The sequence below is a fragment of the Myxococcus sp. CA051A genome, assembly GCF_013336705.1.
Classification (GTDB): domain Bacteria; phylum Myxococcota; class Myxococcia; order Myxococcales; family Myxococcaceae; genus Myxococcus; species Myxococcus llanfairpwllgwyngyllgogerychwyrndrobwllllantysiliogogogochensis.
Genome location: NZ_JABUMS010000007.1, coordinates 514,302 through 529,876, shown reverse-complemented (window position 1 = coordinate 529,876; position 15,575 = coordinate 514,302). Strand labels below are relative to the sequence as shown.

Sequence of the window (15,575 nt, the reverse complement as noted above, 5' to 3'; positions counted from 1 at the left end):
GGCTCAGAGAAGACGTGCAGGCTGGGAACTGGTTCCTGGGAGACCCGCTGGATGAGGCGGGCAACGAGGTCGAGGACATCAAGGTGGCTTTGGAGCGCGCGAAAGTCACGGGGGCGAAGTTCGAGGAAGTCTGAGCTGCTCCCCAGGGGATCAGGGTATGCCTGGGTACGCCTGTCAGCGTCGTCTGGTACTGCCTGAGTGTGCCCGCCTCGCCGCGGGCCACTTGCCGGGGGCCTACCATGATGCTTCGCCGGGTGGTGTCGCTGCTCCTGTTGACGGCCTTCACGGGCTGCGCGACGAGTCGGGTCGTGCGGCTGGAGACCGGGGAAGACTCCTTCCTCGTCACTCCTCGCGAGGAGCCCGGCGCGGAAGTGGGTGCCGCCGAACTCGAAGACGACGAATTCGAGGAGGCCCTCACGGAGCTGGCGCGGGATGTTCCTCACTCTCTCAATCCCATGCAGGCCGCGCGGGAGCGCTTCGGCGTTCCGTCCCGGAGTGGGGTGTATGGGTATGAGCGTGGGTCCTCGCGACTCATCCCCCAGCGTGGAGAGGACGCGGACGGTCCCCAGCTATTGGAGGATTATGCGGATGAGGCGCTGACGCGCGCCTACGGCCAGTGGTGCAAGCGGAAGGACCGACCTGGGGACTGCTTGCGCCTGCTGGACGAGGGCCCGCTGTTGGCCAGCGATGGCAAGTACACCTGGGCCCTGGCCATCGCCATGGACTCGGTGTGGGAGGAGACGGCCGAAGCACTGGAGGGCATGACGGACCCCCAGGCAGTCGTCGCTGGCATCGCCGCCTCCGCGACGATGTACCTGCTCTTGTGGTCGCTGCCCGAACCGGTGAGCAAAGGCGTGGCGGCCACCTTGACGGCCTGCCTCATCGCCTACCTGGGCGTGGACACGGTGTGGAGCATGCTGGACGGGTGGCTGACACTGGTGCGCGAAGTGGACCGGGCGACGAGCTTCGAGCAACTCCAGGCGGCGGGTGAGGCGTACGGCGAGGTGCTCGGAGAGAACGCGGCGCGCGTCTTCGTCCTGCTGGCCACGGTGGCGATCGGGAACACGGCGGGGTTGGCGACGAAGTCAGTGGGGTTGCCGGGCTCCGCCCAGGCGGCCCTCGCGGTGGAGTCCCAAGCGGGCTTCCAGTACGCGGCCGTGGGCAGCGTGAGTTCGGTCGCCTTGACGGCGGAGGGGTTCACCATCGCGCTCGCGCCGAACGCCGTGGCCATGGCGAGCCGGAGCGGGCGTAGCGAGAATCATCACATCGCCACGAACAAGAACGATATTTCCGCCGTGCGCGGCGGGCCCTGGACGCCAAGGTTCAGGAAGCTCTTCGCACGAGCAGGGATGAAGTTGAAGGACCCTGAGAATGTTGTCGAAGTCCTGGGTCACAAGGGGCCGCATCCGAGGCAGTATCACGAGCACGTCGAAGAGCGGCTGAGTCAGGCCTTGGGAAAGTGCCGCAAGGTGGACGAGTGCCGGAAAGCCCTCACGACTGAGCTACGCAAGCTCGCAAGAGAAGCGCAGACCCCAGGAACCAAAATCCACGGGCTTTTGACTCGGGACCCATGAGAAATCTAGGAAGTCCACCATGCAGAATCCGTCTCGATACTACAAGCTCAGAGAAGACGTGCAGGCCGGGAACTGGTTCCTGGGAGACCCCCTGGATGAGACTGGCAACGAGGTCGAGGACATCTGGCAGTTCGTCGAGGGACAGCCCATCCAGCTTGCGAGTCGCCTGAAGTTTCCTATCGACGAGCCTGGAAGGTGGTTGGACTACTGTACGGCAGGCGCTGGCAGAGTTCCGGTTGTCCATGTCCGAGTGGCCAACCTCTTCGCGGAGCTGGCGCCCGATGATGTGCAATTGATACCCGTCGATGTCGAAGGTCGCCCGGAACAGCATGTCGTACTCGTCGCCACGAAGCTCATCCGATGCATCGATGACGAGGCCTCGGAAGAGATACTGTATTGGAAACCCGAGGATGAGCGGCCGGACAAGCTCGGCCAGTACCGCAGCGTCTACGGGATGCGAATCGACCGCACGAAGGTGGGCGGTGCGAAGGTCTTCCGCACCTGGGGGTGGGAGATCGCCCTCATCGTCTCCGAGGACATCAAGGTGGCCCTGGAGCGCGCGAAAGTCACGGGAGCGAAGTTCGAGGAAGTCTGAGCAGCCGCGAGGCTCCCCAGGCGGTCCAGGGCGCTGTCGAAGCCCCCTGCCCTGGAGCCCTCCTCCTGCTCGGCGCCAGGCTCGTGGCCAGCAAGAAGGATGCGAACCGGAACCTCTCGCGGTAACGGGTCGACATGAGCGCCCATGAGCGCTGGGTCATGCATTCTCGCCAGCCTGTCCCTTGGCTGCTTCTCCAAAAAGCTGCGTGAGCGAGTAGTCCAGCAGTGACTGGCGGGACTGCATGTACCGGCGGGCGCGGAGGAAGGGCAACCACACGCGATGGCCCACGCGCACCTGGGACTCTTCCCTCTTCTGGCGCGGCACCCACGTCCCACCCAATCGCCGCACCAGCAGCTCACCCAGGTAGGCCCCTAGCGCCGGTGCGGTGTGCCCGTCGATGAGTTCGCGCATGTACCGCTCGGGGAAATTCTCCCTCCAGAAGTAGAAGTCCAGGTCCGTGAGAGACTCGGGCGTCTCGTCCATGATGGACGGCACCTGGGTGTGGAGCGCCGCCACGAGTCCTTCGGACAGGACTCCGTAGTCAGCGAGGACACGCTCCGGATTTTCCACGTCCGAGGGAAGGGCGGCTGGGAGCCACTCCTCCGGCGATGGAGGCCGGAAGGCGTTGAGTTCGGCGATCTTCCGTTGCCGCTCGCCGATGGAGAACTCATCTGGCAGCCGCGAGAGGAACGGCGCCACGTCAGGGTGGAAGCGAGGCTCGACGGGTACGAATGCGGCACTGCGCTCTCTCAGCGTGCTCAGCACCGTGTCGAAGTCGAGGTCCGGCCGCAGGTGGACATGGGCACGGGCCTGGACGACCCGCGCTTCCTCACGGGCGAAATCGGCGGCGGTGGGCCACAGCACCAGGAGGACAGAGCCGTTGGGCAGCTCCTCCACGAGGTGCGCGGGAGTCGAGAGCATCCGCTCGCGACCCACCATCTCCACCAGCTTCGGTCCAAAGACATTCAGCCAGAACACCTCATAAATCGTGTCGAACCCATCCTTGCGCGAGGTCCTTCCATCACGACCGAAGTAGGGAGCCCCCGAGAGCTGTCGATCCGCCATGCCATGAGCCATGGCGTATGTGACCAGGACGTGCCGAGCCCAGGCTCGGACCATCTCAATGAACTCCTGGCAGCGCGCCGCCCCCGAAAAGAAAGAAAGCGGCTGGAGCGCCACCGAGATTTCCAGTTCGGCGGGCGAGGTTGTTCCGCCGAGGCTCAACGTCATATCCAGCGCTGGAGCCCGGGTACGATAAAGCCCGATGGATGTACTTCCGACGTCGCGCTCTTCCTCAAGCGACTTCGAGATGGCGGCGCGTGAGTATTTCCGCCGCCGCTTTCCTTCGACAACGTCCGGCATCCATTCGCCTGCATGCGCCTCGAGTGCATTCAGGAGGGGCTCCAACCGTGGCTCGAGCGCGGCGCGTTCGTCGATGGCTCCGTCGACGAGCAGTCGCAGACCGTCTTCCGCCCGCAGCTCATGGAACTCCAGGACCTTCATTGGAACCGCACCTCCACACCGGCGACCTCGCTCTCAGCTTTCCTCACGGAGCGCTCAAGTGCATCAGTTCGCGCACGAGCTGATAGCTGGACCACGGCAGCGGCCCTCTGGACGCGATGCCCTGCTCGATTTCCGCGGCCCTCTTCTCCAGGTAGGACAGGTAATCGAGCCAGAGCGGATGCACGTCGGCGCCAAGAGGCGCGGTTCTCAGGAGCGCCTCGCGATGCTTCTTCAGGGCAGCCACGTCCGTCGATAGCCGGGCGCCCCCAGCCTCGGCCTCCACCTGCCGGAACTTCGCCTCGGCCACCTCCGCGGGGATGCCGGCCGACTCGGGTGGCGGCGAGGGCCTGCCGCCGCTCTTCCCTGCTCCGCCCTTCGTTGACGTGCCGCTCGGAGGCTCGCCATGCCGCATCGCCAACGTGGCCTGCGCTCGAGCCAGATTGCCGCGTGCTTCGTGAAGGGCCAGCGCGCCGGCCTCACCCCACTCCGCCACCAGGAGCGCCGCCTCCCGACTCTGCTGGAAGTGGCAAGCCAACTCCCCCACGGAGCCCGCCCCCGCCCGCGCCTCCAACCTGTCGAGCACGGCCTTTAGCGCCTCTACGCGAGGCACTGTCGCATCGAGCCGTGACCTCTCCTTCCTGGCGAGGCCGGCTTCACGGAAGGCGCGCGCACCCGTTCCTCCTGAGTACAGGCCCACCATGAGGGCCGCGGGCGCCAGCCGCCGCGTGGCCTCCTCGTACTCGCCCTTCGAGAGGGAGACCCCGCCTTGCACCGTCCCGGCCGCCAGGAAGTAGAAGCCCAGGGGTACGCCGAAGGTGAGGTGGTCGAACGAGGCCAAGGCCACGTTGCCCGGTGCGAAGGCCCCCAGGTACTGCGCCTTCTCCACCTCCCAGTACGCCGCACGGTACGGGGGCGGTAGCTGCCGAGGCGGCAAGGAGGCCTCCACGCTTCGGCTTCCACCCACGAGGGGAATGGAGGAGGCGACGTCATCCGTGGCCTTCCCCAACCCTCGCGCGAGGTCGCTGGCGAGGAAGCCCCTCTCAGGGAAGTCCTCCAGGTCGAGCCCCCTCGCCAACAACTCCGCATGGACGCTCGCCATGCCCCCCAGGGCGCGCTTCAGCAGCCTGTCCTCGGCCAGCAGGCGCAGCACGTCTCGCGCCTCATCGTCGAAGGTGGTGTGGAAGACGAAGAGAGCAAGGACTTCCGCCTGCCCTGGCCCGTACTTCTCGGCGGCGGTGGAGAGGAAGACGACACGCTTCTTGAGAAGGACGCTGGCCGCTTCGGCTTCCAACGGGCCCAGGGCGCCCAGCCGGACGGCATTCCAGGCCGAGAGGGACTCCACCAGCCGGGGCATGTCCACCGTGCGCTGGAAGGCCAGGAAGGCCGCTGGAGTGAGGCACTCCAGGAAGGGCGCCAGCACTTCCTCATCCGTGGACAGGCGCGGCCAGCCAGAGGGCACGTCTCCGCAGGCGTCCATGAGGTCGACGATGGGCAGGGGCGACGTCTCACCTCCGTTGCGACCCGCGCCCGGGGTCGTCGCTGACGGAGCTCGACGGCGATGCAGCAGCGGCCCGACTTCGGCCGCGAGGTCGGAGGTGTCCTCTGGCGCGACGGCGTTGTTCCCCAGCGCCAACATGCGCGCCCGACCCGAGCGGGATTCAAGGGTGGCTCCAGAATCAGCCCGAGTGGGCCGCGAGGCACACCCCGCGATGAGGAGCACCAGGGCCAACACCAGACGGGCTCCTCTCCACGGCAGCCACTCAGCGCTCATCATCCACCCCCACTCCCAAGGCCGCGAAGGCCCCTGGCCGAAGCGTCCCCTCCGGGGAAGGAAACAGCAGCGTGCCGCCCTGCCCCACCGCGAACAGCCGCCCTCCGAGAAACCGCCACCGGGCTTCACCCGAGACGAGGTAGCGCGCGCCCGGCTGTCCCATGCCTGTCGCCAGTCCCCCCACGCCCAGACTCAAGTCCTGGTGGAAGAGGTGTGTCTCCACGCGCCCATCCACATCCACCCGTCCCCAGGTGAAGGCTTCCACGCCCAGGGAGACAAAGAGGTGTCGCCGCCGCAGGCCATCCAGGCGCACCGCATCCCAGCCGAAAATCACCTCACCGTAGGCCGAAGCCCCCTCCGGAAAGGACGCCTCCGCCAGCGGCACCGAGGACGCGCCCGCCACCTGGAAGCGCGCCAGCTCGTGGTCCGGGCCGAAGGCGCCCTGCCGAAAGCCTCCGCGCTGAAGGCGCCCCTCCAGGCGCGCTCGCACGTCCAGCATCGGCGACACCGCCTCCATTCCCAGGCCCGCCACCGCGCCCCACGCGCCGCCTTCACCGGGACGCCCGCCCCAACCTCCCAGCAGGTGCAACTCCAGGCCCGTGTCCCTGCTCCGACGCCGCATCACCACGGCGGTACCGTCCAGGTGCGCCAGCGTCAGGGGTTTCGAGGTGCCTCCCCCCTTCCCCCAGTCATGTACCGCCGACAGCGCCAGCGTGTAGCGCCCGGAAACAGGCGGGCGGCCGAAGAGGACATGCTGCAGGTCCAGGGCGACTTCCGCCCCCATCAGACGAGCGCCCAGCAGGTCCGAAACGAAAGCCTCCGCGTACACCGGCCCCAGCGTCCCCGTCCCCACCACTCCGGCCGGGTGATAGTCGGGGTTGGCTCGGTTGCTGTAGCGCCGCACCAGGTGCCCCGACAGCAGGGAGTAGCCTTCCAGCATCCCCACCCACACGGAGTCGGGTGTGTCACCGCCCACCGAGAAGAGGCGCACCACCTGGCCCCAATCGGACAGCGTGTCCCAGTCCTCCTTCCTCACGAAGCCCGCCCCTTCGCCGCCACCCCACAGCCGCAGCCGCACCGGGGCTCCGAGGTTGAGACGAAACGACTCGCCCTTGTCGAAGACAAACCCGGGCTCCACCTGCACGAAGCCTTCGTCGCGGCCCGCGCCTCTTCGAGGGAGCAAGGTCCACGTCGTGGCCTCCATGCGCAGCGCGTTCGTCCACCGCGATATCGAGTCGGGTGCGGGCGGTGGCGTGGACTCCTCCTCGGGCTGAGCCTCCGCGCCCCCGCTGGAAGACTCGGGCGTCAGGGCCTGCTCCAGCTCGCGAATGGCGGCTTCCCTTTGCTCCCAGTGCCCAGGGGCGACCTCCTCCTCGGCCCACCCCACCCCGGGTAGCAGCAGCGGCAACACGACGGCCCAACTCCGACGCGCGAACATCGACGCCTCCCATGAACGCCCCGGCTGGGGATGGAGAAGGGCAGAGGTTCCCAGCCCGGTCCGACACGCTGGGGCCGCGAGGGACGGACCCTTCTCGTGCCCAGGTCCTGCTCCCGGGCCTGGGGCGGCCACGGGAGAGAAAAACGCGACAGGAATGCGCCACCTGCTCCGAGAGGGCCTCTTCCCCTTGGAGAGCCCATCCCCCACGCCCCCCAGGAGACCCCCCACCATGTCTTGGTACGACAGCGTTCGACGTCAGGCCCCCGTGGTCGCACAGCCCCTGAAGACCGAGCCCCCGGCCCCGCCTCCGCCACAGGAACCCCCGCCAGGCCCCGTGCAAGGTCCGACCGGGATGCCCACGCGCGACGAGTTCGTGACCGCGCCAGGGAAGGGGCCCAACATCCTCCCGATGGATGTGCCCCCGCTCGCGCAACAACATGCGCAGCAGGTGTCGGACGCATACCGCACGGGAGGCGCGAAGGCGGCCACCACGAAGTTGCAAGAGCTGGTGCAGGCGCAACCGGCACTGGACACGGCGTATGTGAATGGACTCATTCGCATGACGCAGCCCACGCTTCAGCAGGTGGGAGTGGAGCTGGGCGTCCGGGTCAGCAAGGACAAGGATGACAGCAAGAAGAACGGCATCACCCGCGACAGCCTGAATGCGCTGGCGGCGGTGGCGGAGCGAGCGGGGCCGGAGGGGCAGAAGGCCCTGGGCAAGGCGCTGGCCGATGGCCTCCCCAACAGCAATCAGCTCAACCAGTTCGACGATGTGCTGCAGGACATGAAGACCCAGAACCCCATTGGCGCGGTCTTGCTAGGCGGGGCGACCGTCACCGAGCTTCAGGCGTCCGGCAAGGACAAGGCCGCGAAGGAGATCCAGAGGGAGCACAAGCCGCTGGACTATCAGGGGCAATGGAAACCAGGCCAGAAGCTCTCCGAGGCCAACAACGCCCACTCGACGAACACGCAGCATGACTTCAACAAGGCCGTGAAGGAGGGGAAGAACTGGGTCGAGGGGGATCTCCAGATGAAGAAAGACGGTGGCATGGAGATGAACCATGACGAGTACGACCCCAAGCTCTCCTTTCAGGATTGGCTCGCGAAAGGGAAGGCGCTGGGGGTGGGCGTGAAGGTAGACGTCAAGCTCGATGCCTTCAAAGGTGGAGCTACTCCGCAGGAGATTGAGGAGAATTCGATAAAGAAGAAGGCCGCCGTGACGGAGATGGTGAAGCAGATAGTGGACTCCGGCATCCCGGGCGAGCGGTTGATGTTCAGCGTGAACCCCTACGAGGCGGCGTGGATTCGGGAGGCCCTGGGCGACAAGCTCCCCAATGCCACCATGGGTATCAACACTCCTGACGGAGCGCTGACGAGCGACACCGCGGCGGCGATGCAACAACACATCACCGACAATGCCCCGAGGCCGGTGTCGTTCATCACGAGATACAAGGACATCAAGGACGCCTCTCCGGAGGTCATCCAGGCCTTGAAGAATGGAAAGGCAACCGTCTCTGTCTGGAACGACCCGGGCGACATGTCACCGTTGGTCGAACAGGCAGATGACGTGGTCAGTGAGACGAAGAAGCTGAAGGAGCGCGGAGTGGATGGGATGGTTGACATCCGGGAGAGCCACAGCTGGGCGGTCGCCGCCGGCAAGTCCAAGGCCATCTACGAGGGCGCCAAGGACACAGCCGGCGACATGAAGGACTCCGTGGTCAGTGGATTCAAGAGCACCGTCTCCTTCGGGAAGTGGAAGTAGACGTCGCGACCTGAGCGCGGGTGCCCCAAGGCCTGGTTCTCGGGCCTTGGCGTGAGGACTGAATCAGAGACTCTGGAGGAAAGCTCGCAGCGAGTCGAAGGCGGTATGGGCGGGGTCGATACCTGCGGCGCGCCCTGGCTCGCGCAACCCCTTGGATTCCGGGCGTTCGTGCCGAAAGCGCGCGCTGAATGCAGGGGAAATGCGCCAGGTCGTCACGGTTCCGCTCCTCTGGGCAGGAAGCGCGGGCATCACCCCCCAGATCCGCGCGCCGCACGGAGATTCCCCCTTGAGCTTTGGCATCCGTTTTCGTCCCCCTGGCGCCGTCGACACCACGAACGCTACCCAGGCACCCACGGCCCCGCCCCCGGCGCCGCCACCCCCTCCTCCGCCCCCTGCTCCCCTTGCTCCCGTCGACTCCTTCGAGCCGGCGAATCGAATCGGCGCGAAGCTCAATCTGACGGGCCAGACGACGCCTCCGCCCTCCCTGGGCAAGGCAGGCATCCTCGGCTCGAGCCTCGCGGAGACCAGCACCGAGCTGCCTCCCGGAGCCTTCGAGCTCACCAACCCGCCGATGGGTCCCTTCAGCGGCAGCGCCACCTACGAGAAGACGGATTCCGTCAAGGAGGCGGAAGGCATCACCACCGTGACGATGGAAACCGAAATGGCGGTTTCGGGCGGCGCCAGCATTGAAAACAAGAAGCAGCTCGAGTTCGGGGTCGAGAAGACCTACGGCGTGAAGGCCGAGTACGAGCTGAAAATGCCGACCGCCGAGTACGAGAAGCTGAAGAACAAGCAAATCCCCACGCCGGACCCCGCCAGGCCGGAGACGATGCCCGAGGGCACCTCCATCACCCTGAACGACTCGCGGTTCAGTGGCACCACGCTCAGCGGCGCCTTCAGGGGCATCAGCGCCGAGTCGGGCCTCACCCAAGGGAAGGGAAACTCGTTCTCCGTCGACAAGACGGGGCCCACCACCATCCAGGTGACAGCGGGTCCTACGGAGGCCGTCGAGAGCCGCGGAAGCCTGGGCCTCAGTGTTGGTCCGGCAAGCATCGGCGTGGGCAACACGAAGAGCCTGGAGACCTTCCGGCTCAAGACAGCCGAGTTCGACGTCGGCACGCCGGAGGGCAAGGCGGCGTATGAGCAGTTCCTGAAGGACGGCACGTTCCCCGCCCAGGACGGCCCGGGCGTCGCCAAGTCGGCCACGGTGGAGAAGCTCAATGCCGAGTCCGCCACCAGCCTCGACGTGGGGCTTGGCCCCTTCGAAGCCTCGGTGAACATCAATGACACCCGATTGGAGTACGTCAAGACGACCTACGCCGACGGCTCCTACGACAGGTCCTTCGACGCGAAGCTGCACAACGGAACGCCCGTGCGCATCGAACAGCACTTCAACGCGGACAACACCGAGGACACGTCCAAGACCGAGGTCTCCCTGTTCCTGGAGGGTGCGAAGGGCGACGTCGAGGAGCAGTTCGCGCGCAACTTCCAATCGAAGGAGAACACGGAGGTGGACCAGTCCGCGTTCGACAAGGAGAACGACGTCCTGTTGACGTTGAATGCCGAGGACGCCATGGCGCTATCGGACCGCGCCAAGAAGTACGTCGAGAACTGGCAGAAAGAGCACAAGGGCGAATCGCGGCGGGGACAGGACGACACATTCCCCCCCAACAGGCTCATCGATGCCCTCGCCAACGCCAAGACCCCCGCCGAGGTGGGCTCCGCCCTGATGGAAGCCTACGGGGGTGAAGGATGGACGAGCGAGACCTTCGATTACCTCGCCCGGACGAATGGCAAGTTCGAGCCGCTGCCGGGCGTCATCGAGGCCAGACACCGCGACGCCTATTCACCCGATTGACCTCGGGTGGCCGGGCCCCTACTTCCGGGGGCCCGGTGCCTGGCGCGGATTCCCAGCGACCCTGGCTCACACCTCGATGCGGTTGCGCCCGTTCGACTTCGCGCGGGTCAGCCGCGCATCCGCCGCGCGCAGCAGCTCCTCCATCGTCGCCCCGTCTCCGGGCGCCTCGGCGATGCCGCCGCTCACCGTAATCCCGAAGGACTCGCCCCCGTCGCCGTCGAAGGTCATCTCCGCCACCTCCGCCAGCGTCCGCGACAGAATCGCCTTCGCGCGCTCCTTCGTCTCCCCCAACAACCCCACCACGAACTCCTCCCCGCCCCACCGCCCTCGCACGTCCTCCCTCCGGAAGCGCGCCCCCAACAACCGCCCCAGCCGCGTCAGCACCCTGTCCCCCGCCAGGTGCCCATACCGGTCATTCACCCGCTTGAAGTGGTCCACATCCAGGAAACACAACGCCAACGGGCGCTGCTGACGCTGAGCCTCCGACAGCCTCGCCCTCAGCCCCTCGATGAACGGCCGCCTCAACAACAACCCCGTCAACGCATCCCGCTCCGCCCGCTCCCGCGACAGCCGCGCCCGCTCCAGCCGCGCCTGCACCCTCGCCCTCAACTCCTCCTTCAACACCGGCTTGGAGATGTAGTCGTCCGCCCCCGCCTGGAACGCCGCCAGCCGGAACTCCAACCCCAGGTGCGCCGTAATCAACAACACCGGCAACTCCTGCCACGCCGGCGTCGACCGCAGGATGCGACACAAATCAAACCCGCTCGGCCCCGGCATCTGCACGTCCAACAACAACAGGTCCGGCCGATGCTCCGCCAACGCCTCCATCAACTGGTGCGCATCCCCCAACCCCACCACTTCAACCTGCTCGCTCGCCAGCGAGTGCACCAACGCCGCAATCGCCTCCGGGTCGTCGTCCACCACCAACACCCGCGCCCGCTCCGGCCGCCGCGCCGCCACCATCCGCTCCGCCGCCGCCGCGAAGTCCTGCGCCGTGAAGGGCCTCGGCAGGAACAACGACGCCCCCGCATGCGCCGCCGCCACCCGGTCCTCCAACCCTCCCGCCGCCTCCGTGAAACCCAAGGGCAATGAACCCAGGCCCTCCACCGACCGCAACTGATGCGCCGCCTGGATGCCCCCCATCTCCCCACCCAGATGCATGTGGATGAGCACCCCATCCACCCACTGCTTGCGAGCCACCGCCACCGCCTCACTCGCCGTCCGCGCCGGCAACACCCGCACCACGTGCGCACGCCCCAACCGCTCCGCCTCCGCCAACACCCGCGCGTCCTCGTCCACCACCAACAACACACCCTCCGTCGGCAACACCGCCGCGGGGCCCTCCTTGCGCGCGGACTTCACCGGCACCGACGCCGTCCTCGCCAGCTCCCGGAACGCCGCGTCCACCACGCCCCAGTCCAACCGCGAGACGTCCTTCGCCGACCGCAGCACGTCCTCAAGCCGCCCCGCCGACAGGCTCACCTCCGTGAACCCATAGCTGCCCGCCGTCCCATGCAGCTTGTGCACGACGAGCGTCGCCTCCTCCAACACCTCCCGCCGCCCCACCCGCGCCTCACCCAGCAGCACCTCCAGCCCCCCCACCTTGTCCTTCAGCCGCGAGCCGTACTCCTGATTCAACGCCACCAGGCTCGCCGCCAGCTCGTCGCGCACCAGGTCCACGTCCGCCAACGCCCGAAGCCCCGGCGGCGCGGGCGGCAACGCCTTGGTGAAGAGCTGATTCACCCAGAGGTACAGCTCCTCCGGCCGGTAGGGCTTGTGGATGATGCGCGCCACCCGCAACTGCCGCGTGAGCAGCTCGTGGCTCTTCAAGTCCTTCCAGAACGCCGAGGCGAACAACACCGGCAGGTCCGGCTGCGTCTTGCGCAGCTCCCGGATGAAGTCCGCCCCCGTCACCCCCGGCAACAACCCGTCCACAATCGCCGCGTCCACCGGCATCTTCGCCAGCAACGTGCGCGCCTCCGCCGCCGTGCGCGCCGACTCCACCCGGAACCCCTTCTCCCGCAGGAACGCACAGACCAGCGTCTGCAAGTCCTTGTCGTCCTCGAGGAACAGGAGCGTCTTGGCGTCGTTCATGACACAGCCCTTTTCTCCGGGCCGCCGTCCTTGTGGGACAGCAGCTCATGAAGCAGCTCGCGCACGGAGGCCACCAGCTCCTCCTCCGACGAGCGCGCCTTGCTCAGATGCCGCGTAATCCCCAGCGTCAACTGCCGCTGGTCCGCGCGCGACAAGTCCCTGCCCGTGAAGACGATGAGCGGCGTGGCCCGCCCCCGCCCCTGTCTCAAGATATCCACCACCTCGAACCCATCCAGCCCCGGCAACCCCACGTCCAACACGATGAGGTCCGGCGGCGTCTCGCGCGCCAACGCCACCGCGCTCTCCCCATCCGCCGCCTCGAACACCTGCACCGTCCCCAGCCGCTCCAGCCGCGCGCAAATCACCCGCCGCGTGGCCACGTCGTCGTCCACCACCAACACCCGCGCCTGCCCCGGTCGCCGCATGGCGTGCCTCAGCGCACTGAGCAGCCGCGACTCCTCCAAGGGCTGCGACATCCAGTCCACCCACAGCGGCGTCCCCACCCCCTCGCCCTCCGCCGAGCGTCCCGACACCGCCAGCACCGGCAGCTCGTGCGTGCGCGGCTGCTCGCGCAGGCTCCGCACCCAGTCCAACGCCTGCCCATCCGGCATCTGCGTGTCCAGCACCACCGCGTCCGGCGGCGTCTCCTCCAGCACCTTCGCCGCCTCGGCGAGGCTCGCGGCCCGCACCACCCGGTAACCCTCTTGCGACAGCAACCCACGCAACAACGCGGACAACTCCGTGTCCGCCGTGGCCACCAGCACGTTGTACCGGGAGGAGTCCTTCACCGACGCGCCCACCACCGGATGCGAGCCCGACACCGAGCGCGCCGCGTCCAGCGTGAAGGTGAACGTGGAGCCCGTCCCGAGTGCGCTCTCCACCTCGATGCTCCCGCCATGCTGGTTCACGATGGCCTGGGAGATGGCCAGCCCCAGCCCCGTACCGCCCTTGGAGCGCGTGTCCGAGCCGTCGAGCTGATGGAAGCGCGCGAACAACTGCCCCCGCTGCACCTCGGGGATGCCCGGCCCCCGGTCCACGACGCTGAAGCGCACCCGGCCTGGCGCCTCCAGTCGCACGTGCACCGCGACCTCCGCCCCGCGCGGGGAGAACTTCACCGCGTTGGACACCAGGTTCGTCAGCACCTGGATGAGCCTGTCCCTGTCCCCCTTCACCCGGGGCGCATCTTCCACCACCGCGCGCAGCGCCACCCCCGCCGCGTCCGCCACGCCGCGCAGGCCGCTGAACGTCGCATCCACCAGCTCAGGCCCCTCCAGCGGCGCCAGCTTCAGCTCCAGCTTGCCCGCCTCCATCTTCTCCAGGTCCAGGATGTCGTTGATGAGGCGGATGAGGCGCTCGGTGTTCGAGCGGGCGATGCGCACCATGTCCAGCGCCTGCTCCGGCAGTTCCCCGACGATGCCGCCCTCCAGCAGCCCCAGCGAACCCCGGATGGACGTCAGCGGCGTGCGCAGCTCGTGGCTCACCGTGGAGACGAACTCGTTCTTCATCCGCTCCACCTCCTTGCGCTCGGTGATGTCGCGCACGAAGGCGGTGAAGCGCGCCGGGCCCTCTCCCGGCACCCGCGCCAGCGTCAGCTCCGCGGGGAACATGCTCCCGTCCGCGCGCAGGCACGGCGACTCCAACCGCGTGGCGTTGCCCGACGCCTCGCGCAGCGCCGCCGCCACGTCCTCGCGCTTGCCGGCCGGCAGGGACGCGGGCAGCGCCAGCGCCAGGAAGTCCCGCCCCACCGCCTCTGACGCCTTCAGCCGGAAGACGCGCTCCGCCGTGGGGTTCAACTCCAACAGCCGCCCCGCCTCATCCACCAGCAGGATGCCGTCCGGCGCCGCCTCCAGGATGGCCGCCTTGCGCGCCTCCGTGGTGCGCTGCTCCTCGCCCGCCAGCAGCAGCGCCTGGCCGCGCTCCTCCACCCGCTTCTCCAGGACTTCGTTGAGCGTGGCCAGCTCACCCGACGCGCGCGACAGCCGCACCAGCACCACCACCACGTACGCGCCCAGCACCAGCGACACCGCGAAGAAGACGACACGCGAGCGCTCGTTGCTCAGCTGCGCCCGCTCATGCAGTTGGAGGAACGTGGTGACCAGCCGCTCGGCCTGCGCGCTGGCGGAGCGCTCCAGCAACGCCTGCACCGCCACGTCCGCCTCGCGCCGCTCCCCCCGCGCCTGCGCCTGCCGCGAGCGCACGAGCAGCGCCCGGTTGTCCTCCAGCGCGCGCAGGTATGCCTCCAGCGAGGCCGCCATCACCCGCCGCTCCTCCTCGGAAAGGAAGGATGGGACGTCGCGCAGCGTCTCGGCGCGGGCCTTCAGCGCCTCGAAGGCGGAGCTCTCCGAGCCATGCAGCTCCGGCAGCCCCAACCGCGCGCGCAGCACGTCCTGCTCCAGCTCCGCGCTGGCGAGGCGGAGCTGCTGCAGCCGCGTGCGATATCCGTCGCTCTCCGCCATCCCCCACGGACGGCCCACCACGAACAGGGCGCACAGCGTGAGCAGCGCCCCCACCGCCAGCGCCACCGAGCGCTTGGACAGGCGGGAGCCCCTCATTCCGGCACCAGCTTGCGAATCTCCTTGGGCAGCGTCATCGGGTCGAACGGCTTGCCGATGACCCCCACCGCACCCAGCTCCAGGTAGCGGGCCACCTCCTGCTTCTGCACCTTCGCCGTCATGAAGATGATGGGCGTGCGCGACGTCGCGTCCTGCTCGCGCAGCTTGTTGAACGTGGTGGGCCCGTCCATGCCGGGCATCATCACGTCCAGCAGGATGAGGTCGGGCTGCTCCGCCGCGGCCTTTGTCAGCGCCTCGTTCCCCGACGCGGCCAGCACCGTGTCCCACCCCCCCACCCGGCTCAGACTCAGCTTGCCGATGGCGCGGATGTCCTCCTCATCGTCCACCAGCATCACCTTGCGCAGCGTCGTCACGGGCGGGCCTCCTGGAATGAATGACGGTGGTACCGCACGTGAGAGGTGCGGGGG

Annotated in this window: 10 protein-coding genes; 4 read left to right on the top strand and 6 right to left on the bottom strand. The window is 67.8% G+C overall.

Annotated features, from left to right (window positions below; translation table 11 throughout):
• The first annotated feature begins 239 nt into the window (after positions 1-239).
• Both HUA74_RS22875 and HUA74_RS22870 read left to right on the top strand, forming a co-directional pair.
• Entirely contained in the window at positions 240-1,574 is a 1,335-nt protein-coding gene (locus HUA74_RS22875) for an AHH domain-containing protein (RefSeq protein WP_174456204.1), read from the top strand.
• Between the two features lie 19 nt (positions 1,575-1,593).
• Entirely contained in the window at positions 1,594-2,169 is a 576-nt protein-coding gene (locus HUA74_RS22870) for an imm11 family protein (protein WP_141647896.1), read from the top strand.
• Between the two features lie 156 nt (positions 2,170-2,325).
• On the opposite strand, the gene HUA74_RS22865 is transcribed toward HUA74_RS22870, so the two are convergent.
• From HUA74_RS22865 to HUA74_RS22855, 3 genes are all read right to left on the bottom strand, one after another.
• Positions 2,326-3,672 (bottom strand): hypothetical protein, encoded by a 1,347-nt coding sequence (locus HUA74_RS22865; protein WP_174456203.1) that lies wholly within the window; start codon positions 3,670-3,672, stop codon positions 2,326-2,328.
• 43 nt (positions 3,673-3,715) lie between these two features.
• Positions 3,716-5,308 (bottom strand): hypothetical protein, encoded by a 1,593-nt coding sequence (locus HUA74_RS22860; protein WP_174456202.1) that lies wholly within the window; start codon positions 5,306-5,308, stop codon positions 3,716-3,718.
• 124 nt (positions 5,309-5,432) lie between these two features.
• Positions 5,433-6,881, bottom strand: coding sequence for a hypothetical protein (locus HUA74_RS22855; protein ID WP_174456201.1), 1,449 nt, complete (start codon positions 6,879-6,881; stop codon positions 5,433-5,435).
• Positions 6,882-7,215: 334 nt separating this feature from the next.
• On the opposite strand from HUA74_RS22855, the gene HUA74_RS22850 reads away from it, so the two are divergent.
• Both HUA74_RS22850 and HUA74_RS22845 read left to right on the top strand, forming a co-directional pair.
• Positions 7,216-8,643, top strand: coding sequence for a hypothetical protein (locus tag HUA74_RS22850; protein WP_174456200.1), 1,428 nt, complete (start codon positions 7,216-7,218; stop codon positions 8,641-8,643).
• Between the two features lie 286 nt (positions 8,644-8,929).
• Positions 8,930-10,501, top strand: coding sequence for a hypothetical protein (locus HUA74_RS22845; protein WP_174456199.1), 1,572 nt, complete (start codon positions 8,930-8,932; stop codon positions 10,499-10,501).
• Positions 10,502-10,567: 66 nt separating this feature from the next.
• Here HUA74_RS22845 and HUA74_RS46440 read toward each other — a convergent pair whose 3' ends face one another.
• Genes HUA74_RS46440 through HUA74_RS22830 form a run of 3 tightly spaced genes read right to left on the bottom strand, consistent with a single transcriptional unit; the run spans position 10,568 to position 15,521 of the window.
• Positions 10,568-12,595, bottom strand: coding sequence for a response regulator (locus HUA74_RS46440; RefSeq protein ID WP_174456198.1), 2,028 nt, complete (start codon positions 12,593-12,595; stop codon positions 10,568-10,570).
• Complete coding sequence (locus tag HUA74_RS22835; protein WP_174456197.1) at positions 12,592-15,147, bottom strand: response regulator; 2,556 nt, start codon at positions 15,145-15,147, stop codon at positions 12,592-12,594. The genes HUA74_RS46440 and HUA74_RS22835 overlap by 4 nt, the downstream gene beginning before the upstream one ends.
• A complete protein-coding gene (locus HUA74_RS22830; RefSeq protein ID WP_141647791.1) occupies positions 15,144-15,521 on the bottom strand; it encodes a response regulator in 378 nt (125 codons plus the stop codon). The genes HUA74_RS22835 and HUA74_RS22830 overlap by 4 nt, the downstream gene beginning before the upstream one ends.
• Between the last annotated feature and the right edge of the window lie 54 nt (positions 15,522-15,575).

Bases quoted from the DNA above. Each gene is read 5' to 3' on its own strand.
- HUA74_RS22855 (WP_174456201.1), bottom strand. From the start codon at position 6,881: ATGTTCGCGCGTCGGAGTTGGGCCGTCGTGTTGCCGCTGCTGCTACCC.
- HUA74_RS22860 (WP_174456202.1), bottom strand. From the start codon at position 5,308: ATGTTGGCGCTGGGGAACAACGCCGTCGCGCCAGAGGACACCTCCGAC.
- HUA74_RS22835 (WP_174456197.1), bottom strand. From the start codon at position 15,147: ATGAGGGGCTCCCGCCTGTCCAAGCGCTCGGTGGCGCTGGCGGTGGGG.
- HUA74_RS22865 (WP_174456203.1), bottom strand. From the start codon at position 3,672: ATGAAGGTCCTGGAGTTCCATGAGCTGCGGGCGGAAGACGGTCTGCGA.
- HUA74_RS22870 (WP_141647896.1), top strand. From the start codon at position 1,594: ATGCAGAATCCGTCTCGATACTACAAGCTCAGAGAAGACGTGCAGGCC.
- HUA74_RS46440 (WP_174456198.1), bottom strand. From the start codon at position 12,595: ATGAACGACGCCAAGACGCTCCTGTTCCTCGAGGACGACAAGGACTTG.
- HUA74_RS22875 (WP_174456204.1), top strand. From the start codon at position 240: ATGATGCTTCGCCGGGTGGTGTCGCTGCTCCTGTTGACGGCCTTCACG.